The sequence below is a fragment of the Bartonella sp. AA16NXGY genome (assembly GCF_042197325.1).
Taxonomy (GTDB): Bacteria; Pseudomonadota; Alphaproteobacteria; order Rhizobiales; family Rhizobiaceae; genus Bartonella.
Genome location: NZ_JBHIRR010000010.1, coordinates 5,819 through 15,423 on the forward strand (window position 1 = coordinate 5,819; position 9,605 = coordinate 15,423).

Consider the following 9,605-nt stretch of genomic DNA (forward strand, 5'->3'; position numbering starts at 1 on the left):
GGAGGGCGTTGGGGGAAAAGGGCTGTTGGCAATGAATAGGCTGATGATAGGTTTGTAATAGGCTGGTGATAGGCTTGCATAGGCTTTAATGGGGCGGTTTATCGGAAGTTTGTTGTTTTCTGTGAATTTGCAAAATCGTAAAAACGTGGAACTGTAAAAAGGTGTGTGGTTGCTCAAGAGCCGTGATGGTTGTGGGGAGGATATGGGGAGAAGAGGGTGCCAATGGAGGTGTAAAGGTTGGATTGTGCAATGTGTCATTGGAATGGGGGATTGGGGAATTGGGGTAATGGAGGGCGTTGGGGGAAAAGGGAAGTGTGTGTGGAATGGTGTTGAAAAGATAAGGAAAATAAAGTGCGCGTGTGGCACTGTATATTTCTTTATCAAGCGTTTGATCTCTTATTACAAGGTTACCAAACAATTAAACGCAGCGCTGAAAAAGCGCATGTAGTGCTCGTGTCATGGGGGAGGCGTAAGTTTTAGATCATGCCATTTCTTCACGGCTTGGGAGGAGGGCATCGATTGTTTTTCTCATTTTACGCTGATCTCTGGGGGAAAGGACTAATGGCAATGAATAGGCTGATGATAGGTTTGTAATAGGCTGATGATAGGCTGGTGATAGGCTTTAATGGGGCGGTTTATCGGCAGTTTGCTTGTTTTCTGTAAATTTGCAAAATCGTAAAAAACGTGGAACTGTAAAAAGGTGTGTGGTTGGTCAAGAGCTGTGATGGTTGTGAGAGGGGGATAAGCCCGTGTGAGAAGGGTTAGAAAAACGTTTGGTTTTGAAGCTGTTGATATAGGCATGCTGTTTAGAGGCGTAAGGGAGGGGGATTGTTCGTTCTCAAAGCCTATGATGTAAGAGAGTATGGGCTATTCAAGAGGGTGTTCGGGTATGGATAGAGATTGAAGGGGCACTGCTTCTTTGCAAAGCAGAGGTCTTGATCATAAGTTTTGTTTATTCATATGGTTTTTTATGGCATCCAGTACCTGTTGGCTTATCTCCTTATGGGTCAGCCATCGTAAACCTTTGGGCGTTGTTTTTTGTCCTAATTGAATGGGGATAAAATCAACCTTGTTTTTGCGCGCGCACTCGAGGATCATTTGATCATGCATGTTGGAACCAAAAATATGAAGAATACATGGCGGTTTAGGCAAAAGAGCCAACTGCTCAATTAATGCGCAAGAAAATGCATAGGCGGGCGAATGAATCCATAATATGCAATATTTTAGATCATGCCATTGCTTCACAGCTTCTAAAAATTGCGCCTTTGATGCCGCACAATCATAATCCAACGACACACACAACTGTTTGTTGTGCAATGCCTCAAGCTGGACTTTATGGGAAAGAAAGCGTGCAGCAATAATCACTTTTTGCGGCTCTAGTGATTGATACAAAGGGGCAAGCATCCCTGTGCCCCCTACCACTAAATAACGATAGTGCGCATCCTTTTTTTTCATGCCCCCTCCCTTATTACTTTAAATCCCACCTCTTTGCTTTAAAAATGTGTACATTTCATCAGCAAGTCTTTCACAACGTGTTTGTACCTCTTCACTTATAACTTTCCAAGTACGACCTTCATCATCTGAGGAAAAATCTTCGTTGGAAGAGGCGATTTGACATTGGAGTGTATAACCATAAAGCGTGTGCACCACCGGCACTAAATGCTCACACGGTTGTGCGCATTTTTTGGCCGTACTCCCATGAGAGATAAGTCCAACAGGTTTATTTAAAAAGGCATTATAGCTCAAATTATCAAGAGCATTTTTTAAAACACCCGAATAAGATCCTTGATAAACAGGGCTTGCTAGAATAACGCCATCAGCCGCGGCAATGGTTTTGACAAACTCACGGACCGCAGCACTTGGATTAGCCTCTACCTGCTGATGATAATCGGGATCTGTCATCGGCAAGGGCTGTTCACGCAAATCAACCCAATGAAGTGATGCACCCCGCTTTATGAGGCAATCCGCTAAATAACTGGCTAAAGTTCTTGTTAAGGAAGGTTGACGCACAGACCCCAAAATAATTGCTATATTCAACAGGATTCTCCTTTATCTTTTCCCCACAAGCCTATAACGCAAGGCTTATAAAGAAGTGTGAGTAAAATGATGCGTATCATTATGCTGTTTATAAAGAGCAATTGTGATGATATCGCATCATCATAGAATCAGTTCATGCTAACAAGATTGTTAACAAAACAACACCTCAAACTTGCAAGGGAATGTTAGTGCTTTCATTAATATTAAAATGCTTGATCTCAAGAATCGCGGCTGTCTCTCTGTCTTAGAAGCGCTTTTATGAATATATTCTAAGCTATTGGCTTGCAAGAACTCTAATGAAAAATGGAATGTATCGTCATATTTTGAATGTTCATTGATCCTTTTTAATTGGAATAAGAAAGTTGTAAGATTTTCTCATTTCAAATGCTCTTATTGCGCGATCAATTTGCGCATCAATGGAAGTTGCTTTTTTCATGTCTTAAGTGGGCGGAAAACAATAGAGAAAAGAATAAAAATGCTTCTGTCTTTTCAAGGGATAAAGGCTATCGTAGAAGCTAGATAGGGCTGTTTGTAGGGGGCAGCGGTATGGCTGTTGTAGGGGCAGAGCGGTATGGCTGTTTGTAGGGGGGGTGCGGGTAAAGGCTGTTGTAGAGGCAGCGGTATGGCTGTTGTAGGGGCAGTGGTATGGCTGTTTGTAGGGGCAGAGCGGTATGGCTGTTTGTAGGGGGCAAGTGGGTATGGCTGTTTGTAGGGGCAGAGCGGTATGGCTGTTTGTAGGGGGCAGAGCGGTATGGCTGTTTGTAGGGGGCAGTGGGTATGGCTGTTTGTAGGGGGCAGTGGGTATGGCTGTTTGTAGGGGCAGAGCGGTATGGCTGTTGTAGGGGCAGAGCGGTATGGCTGTTTGTAGGGGGCAGTGGGTATGGCTGTTTGTAGGGGCAGAGCGGTATGGCTGTTGTAGGGGCAGTGGGGGGTATGGCTGTTTGTAGGGGCAGAGCGGTATGGCTGTTTGTAGGGGGCAGTGGTATGGTTGTTGTCGGGAGCCTTAGGGTAATGGGGGTGATGCGCGTTGGTTTGGAAGTGTTGAGAGATTTCTTTAAAACAAGCACGTGAATTGGCAAAAATATTGGCAACATGAATATGCAATACGAGTATTCTCTGAGGTATTCTGTTTGACCATAATGGATGCAATTGTGCTTGAGAGATTATGCGTGTCCTTATAAAAGTTAGGGACAAACAGTTGCATAAAAGGGAAGAGCAAATGAAGGGGGAAAATTCCACATTTTATAACAAACGGTGCTCTCTTTTTTTTGGAAAATCATTTCGTTCTTATAAAGATCATATGATTATTTGTCTTATTTCTATCCTTGTTGGGATAGGTTATAAAGCTCTTTTGATTCCATTAGAAGCCAAGTGGCCGTTGAGTGTATCACAGGATAGCACTCTTTTGGCGCTCTTTGTGCTACGTGAAGTCATCATGGTTGTTGTTGTTGCCTTGATGCCTGTTTTATTGGTGCTTTATCTCATCTTAATGTATTTGTTGAAAAAAAAGATTCAGCAGTTAGAAGAGGCTATCCAGCAACGGGGTCACACAATCGATCAACAAAATAATCCAGTAAAAAACAATAGAGAAAAAATAATCTGTTTTTTTATCGTATACTTTTGGTTGATATTTCTGCTAAACGTCTTTTTTCCTGCGGGTGTTGTCATGCTCATTTTAGAATTTTATTATTTTGTTTTCAAGCGCGTGAGAACCTATTGTAGAGTGAAACGGGAATTAAAACGCGTAAGATAAAGAGAGTGACAAGGCGCTTTTGTAGCTATCGTGAGGGGTAAGAGGCAATGTTTAGAAGCTCTCGTGACACAAGAAGAGGGGATGGTTGGAAAATCATCTGGCAAAGAGGATAAAGAAGCCTATCAGGTTTGTAATGAGGAGGATGCTCTTAATCATTGGGAAGAGCAACCACGCTTTTAGAAAATTGGGGTTTTTTGTTGAAAACAAGGGAAGCGCCATGCATCGTACTTTTCGTGGTTCTTAAAAGAGCGGGCATGAGATAAAAAAATGCGTTTTTCATAAAAAAAGGAAGAGCAATGAAGGGGAAAAATTCAGCATTTTATTCAGCATTTTATAATGAACTACGCTATTTTTTCGAAAAAAGTATTTTTTCTGTGCGAGAGCATGTTGTCATTTGTTTTCTCTCACTCATTATTGAGCTATGGAACAGGATTTTCTTTCTCCCATCCTTGGGTAGCCAAGAGAACTTGACAGGGTGGCAGGATACACCCCTTTTTCTCTCTCTGTATGCGTTTTGGCAAGTTATTATAGTGTGTATTTGGGTCTTGTTTCCAGTTCTGTTGATACTCTTCATAACATTGTGGCTTTTGTTGAGAAAAAATACTCAAAAATTGAAAGAAATAAACCAGCAACGGGGTAAAATAACCGATCAAAAGGATCGATATAAAGAAAGTGTGAACTGGAAAATGGACGATATTCTTGTCATGATATTTGTTTTCGTGCTTATGTGCGTGACATTGGTGGTTGCTTGTATTCCCATGATGATTTTAGAACTTTATTATGGTGTCTTTAAGCAGGTGAGAACGTATCGTAAAGTGAGACGGGAATTAAAACGCATAAGAAAAGAGAACGATAAGGCGCTTGCCTAGCTATAAAGCGCTTGCGTAGCTATTGTGAGGGGGGAGAGGCAACGTTTAGAAGCTCTCGTGACACAAGAAGAGGGGATGGTTGGAAAATCATCAGGCAAAGGGGATAAAGAAGCCTATCAGGTTTGTAATGAGGAAGATGCTCTTAATCATTGGGAAGAGCAACCACGCTTTTAGAAAATTGGGGTTTTTTGTTGAAAACAAGGGAAGCGCCATGCATCGCACTTTTCGTGGTTCTTAAAAGAGCGGGCATGAGATAAAAAATGCGTTTTTCATAAAAAGGAAGAGCAATGAAGGGGAAAAATTCAGCATTTTATAATGGACTGCGCCATTTTTTCGAGAAAGATTATTTTTCTGTGCAAGAGTATGTTGTCATTTGTTTCCTCTCGCTCATTATTGAGTTGTGCAACAGGATTTTCTTTCTTCCATCCTTAGGTAGCCAAGAGAACTTGACAGGGTGGCAGGATACACCTCTTTTTCTCTCTCTGTGTGCGTTTTGGCAAGTTATTATAGTGTGTGTTTGGGTCTTGTTTCCAGTTATGTTGATACTCTTCATAACATTGTGGCTTTTGTTGAGAAAAAATACTCAAAAATTGAAAGAAATAAACCAGCAACGGGGTAAAATAACCGATCAAAAGGATCGATATAAAGAAAGTGTGAACTGGAAAATGGACGATATTCTTGTCATGATATTTGTTTTCGTGCTTGTGTTCGTGACACTGTGGTTTGCTGCTATTCCCATGGGGATTTTACAACTTTATTATGGTGTCTTTAAGCAGGTGAGAACGTATCGCTGTTTAAGAAAAGAACTGAAAAACGTCTTGCAAGAACAGGATACAGCGTTTGAGAAGTCATGAGAGGGAAAAAATAATGAAGAAATTATGAGAGATTCAGCCTTTATAGGGATTGCTCTCTATACCATTTTGCCTCTGATATTTTTTGGTGCTCTTTCATGAGGTGTCCGTAAACATTGCTCTAAGGAGCAGTGTTGAGGGTGGCATTGAGTGAAAGAAAAGCCGATTATGGATTAGTATTGATAAAAGGGAATAAGAGCCCTTGGGGTTTAGAGCCTAGAGTGAGTGCTTGGGACTTACTTTATCGTTTGAGGCGTGAGGAAGGAACGGTTTTGCTTGTAGGGGCGCGCGGTATATGGGTTGTTTTCGTATTTTTAGGAGCCTTGTTCATTCAAGCTTTGAAATGAATCCTATTGAAGTGGGGATGCAGGGTCATTTTCTTGAAAATAGGAGAATTTTTAGGAAGAAAAAGCTGAATTGTGACTATTGTTTATAGATTGGCGTGGTTTGAAAATCTTCACTATTTGAGATGTGAGGAAGGTAAGAGGGTGGCAAGGTAGCAGGAATATTATAATTTTTATTATGACGTAAGCCATAACGGCCTGTGTACTTTTCTTGATTTCGGTGATATTTGGGTTTTGCATCATCATAATGCAAAAATTGGAAAAAAAGATCCAGAAACGAGAAGAAGCAATCTCGGTGTGATAGCAAATAAGCTCTCTGTCACACGGGGTCTTTTCAAAGAGTGAGAGGGGAATACATGAAGGAGCAAAATTGGGCATCAGAGCAAGAAACGCATAAAGGAGCGCATTCTTTTTCGCTTCAGCAAGCGTTACTCTCAGCAAAGGATTATAAAATTATCTTTGCTATTGCGGTTCTCATTGTCATGTGGAGAATGGTTCTAGAAATACCAGGTGTATTAAATTGGCAGCTGACAGGGTGGCAATATGTTGTGCATGCCGTTCTCTTTAAAACAACGGTCGCCATAACGGTCTGTGTCATTATTTTTATTCCGGTTATGTTACGGCTTCGCACCAAAGTGACGGGTGAGTTGCAAAAAAATATTCAGAAACTAGAAGAAGCAATCTCGGTGCGAGAGCACATAAGCTCTCTGTCGCACGGGTTGTGTAAATAGTGAGGGGGGAACATGAACTTTGATCCTATAGCCGTATTTCTATTAGATCCCGAGTTCTGGGTATTTATTGTTATTTGCATGATCATTATCATGCTTGTTTTAGCTCTTTATACCTCTGTCTTCAAACGGATGAAAATGAATTTTCAAGTGAAAGGCGAGCTGGAAAGAGTGCTTCAAGAAAATGATCTTGCAACGCAGCAGTTTTGGAAAGATGAAGCCGTGCTGCAGGAGAGGCGTTTGCAACTAAAGGCAAAGGAAAAAGAACCCTTTGTCGGTTATGATGATGATGAAATTCTCACGATAGAAAGTGCAACAGCGCTTTTAAAAAGCTTGGGGTGGTCTGTGGACATCGAGGGAAAAGGAGATTATTTGGCAACCCTCTTTTTACCCGATCGTGAAGTGCAGTTTCTTTATAACGAGAAACGAGTGGAAGAGTTTTCGCCTTTTGATCGCGGGCTTTTAATTATGAGCGGTATTTTTGCGGCGGCTTGTCAGACGATTAATCCGCATAATTCTGGGATTTTGCCAACAGTATTTATGAATTTTGTACCCAATGGATTGGAAATTTTTGAAGAAAAAGTGAGCGCCAAGCTTTTAAAGAAAGCACTCGATACAACTTTAAAATGGACAATGGAAGATGATTCTTTGCATGAAATGTTTCGCTCTCAATATAGTATTCCCCCTTGGGAAAAAGATTCTTTATCATGGGCAACGGATGGAGACGTAGAGTTCGCACCTTATGCTTTGCTGCATCTTGCTGCTCTTGCCTTGCTGGGCGATGTTGAGACTTTAGCTTCTTATGACGAAAGTTTTACGGCAGGGGAGAAGCTTGGCTTTGATGAAACCATTGAAAAAGTCCATTTGGAACGCGCGATGGTGATCGCTCAAGAAGTGAAAAAGGAAGGAAAGTTCAGTTACGATCTACTGGAACGGGTTGCTGAGAAGTGGTCTATAGCCATGGACTATCAGCTTTTTAGAGTAAGATCTCCTAATACGTGTAATCAAAAACGCGCTTTGCATAAAAAATTAGTCGAGGAGAAAAAACAAGAATTAAGGGAACAAGGGTTTGAAGGGGTGAGTGATGAACAGTTCGTGTTTGAAGCAGAGGGGGTAAAACATGCTCCTGATATTACTTATATTAAAGATGGTAAAATCGCATTTATGGATATAAAAATTGATTAGTTTATTCTCCTGTTGAAGAAAAGCACTTTTATTTAAAAGATGTGAAAGCGTCTCAATCATGGCGCTTTCACATCTTTCTTACCAGAGCAAAATAAAGGGTTCGAAAAATCAAGAATAATAGCCAAGATTTTAAAAAATAGACTGGAAATGGCTTGATCCTCAAGAATAGAGGAGAAAAATCAATTATAAATTCTACTCTCTTCTTAAAGGCGGTCTCTTTTTTGTTAGAAAATGCTCATAAATTATCGCTTATTCAAGCGGTATGAGGGAAAGGTCCATTGACTAAAGCGCTATGGGGGGAGCTCCATTGACTAAAGGCGCTATGGGGAAGCTCTATTGACTAAAGTGCTATGGGAGGGAAGCTAGGGGGTAGAGCCTTTGTCATTTGAGGTGAGAGGAAGGCAAAAAATGGCATTTTTGAGCAGTGTTAAGCTCTTTTGCCTTTGAGGTATTTTTTGTCTTTTTAAGAAGTCCTTGCCAATGAAGCAGCGCTTGTTAAGCTTCAACAGTGTTTCAGTATGGTGATATTGATATAAAAATTTATGGTATTTTTGTGTTTTTCAGTCTGCTTCATGGAGATCTGGAAGCCAATCCGATGACAGAGGAGATGCATGGTCATTTTCTTGAAAACAGAAGAATTTTTGGGAAGAACAAGAAGATTGCGGACCCTTATTAACGAAAGCGCTATGGGAGCGAAGCTAGGGAGTTAGAGCCCTAGGGAGTTAGAGCCTTTGTCATTTGAGATGTGAGACAAGTAAAAATGGCATTTTTGAAGGCGATGATATTTGGCCAATAAAAATAAAAACACAATAAAAACTAAACTAAAACAAAGGAAAAATTAAACTAAAAAAGGCCCCATTTTATAAAGGGCCTTTTTATTTAAATTTTACAATATATACAAAATGTATATAACCTTACTTTAAGAACTTTTTGTATCTTATATTCTAGTAGCAACAAGTTGTACGAAATATATAATAAGTGATCCTAAAAAACCAGCTATTGCATTCAATAAATTTTCTGCTTTATCGTATATATCGTTGATTGATGCTTGTTCTGATGCGCTTCTATTACTGACTCTCAGTATATTCAATGTATCCGATGTGTCCCTTACTTGTTTAACAAACTGTAAATTTGTTTTCTCAATAGTATAAGGAGCAACAATAGGAGAGGGTTGTTTATTGACTATACGATCAGATTTTTGAATCGCGAGAGCTAAACCACTTGTAATAGCCCCAGCTATGAAAAAATATCTGATATTCATAGTTTTTCTCCTATATTTATTTCGATAAATAAATATCGATACGTATCATATATAAATTCGATTTAAATAACTATAGTAAAAATACAACAATCACAAAAAAGAATAAACTTTGTCTATATTTTGACAAAATTTACTCTTAATTGCCTTAATGAATTCTTTCAGATTCGATTTTATGAAGGCGTAAAAAAGTTTGAAAGCTCTGTAGGCAAGTGGAATCCCATAAGGTGGGTGATACAATAGTTGCTAGCAAACTTCTTTTTGTGCCTTTGACCAAGGATTCATAAAAATGAGGGTTCATAAAAATGAGATGCGATGAAAATTGAGTAAAACCCTTGAAGGGAAGGATTCACTCTATTGAAGGCGGAGTGCATCTTTTCCATGGATTGGATACTGCTTTATTGAGGGTTGAGGCGGTCTCCGTTGAGGGGAAGGATGCACTCTTTTGAGGGCTAGGGTGCATCCTCTTATAGATTGGATACTGCCTTTATGAGGGTTTGGCAGTCTCCGTTGAGGGGAAGGATGCACTCTTTTGAGGGCTAGGGTGCATCCTCTTATAGATTGGATACTGCCTTTATGA

The 9,605-nt window shown here is 40.2% G+C and carries 12 protein-coding genes; 9 read left to right on the forward strand and 3 right to left on the reverse strand.

What is annotated here, in order from left to right; translation table 11 throughout:
- Positions 1 to 939 precede the first annotated feature (939 nt).
- Complete coding sequence (locus ACFINK_RS06565; RefSeq protein WP_375638452.1) at positions 940 to 1,455, reverse strand: Rossmann-fold NAD(P)-binding domain-containing protein; 516 nt, start codon at positions 1,453 to 1,455, stop codon at positions 940 to 942.
- A gap of 18 nt (positions 1,456 to 1,473) precedes the next feature.
- A complete protein-coding gene (locus ACFINK_RS06570; RefSeq protein ID WP_375611626.1) occupies positions 1,474 to 2,037 on the reverse strand; it encodes an NADPH-dependent FMN reductase in 564 nt (187 codons plus the stop codon).
- 906 nt (positions 2,038 to 2,943) lie between these two features.
- On the opposite strand from ACFINK_RS06570, the gene ACFINK_RS06575 reads away from it, so the two are divergent.
- The 9 genes from ACFINK_RS06575 to ACFINK_RS06615 all read left to right on the forward strand — a co-directional run bounded on the left by ACFINK_RS06575 (position 2,944) and on the right by ACFINK_RS06615 (position 7,767).
- Positions 2,944 to 3,108 (forward strand): hypothetical protein, encoded by a 165-nt coding sequence (locus ACFINK_RS06575; protein WP_375638453.1) that lies wholly within the window; start codon positions 2,944 to 2,946, stop codon positions 3,106 to 3,108.
- 148 nt (positions 3,109 to 3,256) lie between these two features.
- Complete coding sequence (locus tag ACFINK_RS06580) at positions 3,257 to 3,790, forward strand: hypothetical protein (protein WP_375638454.1); 534 nt, start codon at positions 3,257 to 3,259, stop codon at positions 3,788 to 3,790.
- 30 nt (positions 3,791 to 3,820) lie between these two features.
- Entirely contained in the window at positions 3,821 to 3,970 is a 150-nt protein-coding gene (locus tag ACFINK_RS06585; RefSeq protein WP_375621752.1) for a hypothetical protein, read from the forward strand.
- 116 nt (positions 3,971 to 4,086) lie between these two features.
- Positions 4,087 to 4,659 carry a hypothetical protein gene (locus tag ACFINK_RS06590; RefSeq protein WP_375638455.1) on the forward strand — a complete coding sequence of 191 codons (573 nt, stop codon included), beginning with the start codon at positions 4,087 to 4,089 and terminating at the stop codon, positions 4,657 to 4,659.
- A gap of 24 nt (positions 4,660 to 4,683) precedes the next feature.
- A complete protein-coding gene (locus ACFINK_RS06595; protein ID WP_375638456.1) occupies positions 4,684 to 4,833 on the forward strand; it encodes a hypothetical protein in 150 nt (49 codons plus the stop codon).
- Between the two features lie 113 nt (positions 4,834 to 4,946).
- Positions 4,947 to 5,513, forward strand: coding sequence for a hypothetical protein (locus ACFINK_RS06600; protein ID WP_375638457.1), 567 nt, complete (start codon positions 4,947 to 4,949; stop codon positions 5,511 to 5,513).
- A 137-nt stretch (positions 5,514 to 5,650) separates the two neighbouring features.
- Complete coding sequence (locus ACFINK_RS06605) at positions 5,651 to 5,857, forward strand: hypothetical protein (protein ID WP_375638458.1); 207 nt, start codon at positions 5,651 to 5,653, stop codon at positions 5,855 to 5,857.
- 353 nt (positions 5,858 to 6,210) lie between these two features.
- The gene (locus ACFINK_RS06610; protein ID WP_375638459.1) at positions 6,211 to 6,585 is read left to right on the forward strand and encodes a hypothetical protein; all 375 of its coding nucleotides are present in this window, start codon (positions 6,211 to 6,213) and stop codon (positions 6,583 to 6,585) included.
- A gap of 12 nt (positions 6,586 to 6,597) precedes the next feature.
- On the forward strand, positions 6,598 to 7,767 hold the full coding sequence (locus ACFINK_RS06615) for a DUF6990 domain-containing protein (protein ID WP_375638460.1): 1,170 nt from the start codon (positions 6,598 to 6,600) through the stop codon (positions 7,765 to 7,767).
- Between the two features lie 937 nt (positions 7,768 to 8,704).
- Here the strand turns inward: ACFINK_RS06615 and ACFINK_RS06620 are convergent.
- The gene (locus tag ACFINK_RS06620; RefSeq protein ID WP_375613621.1) at positions 8,705 to 9,028 is read right to left on the reverse strand and encodes a hypothetical protein; all 324 of its coding nucleotides are present in this window, start codon (positions 9,026 to 9,028) and stop codon (positions 8,705 to 8,707) included.
- Positions 9,029 to 9,605 lie beyond the last annotated feature (577 nt).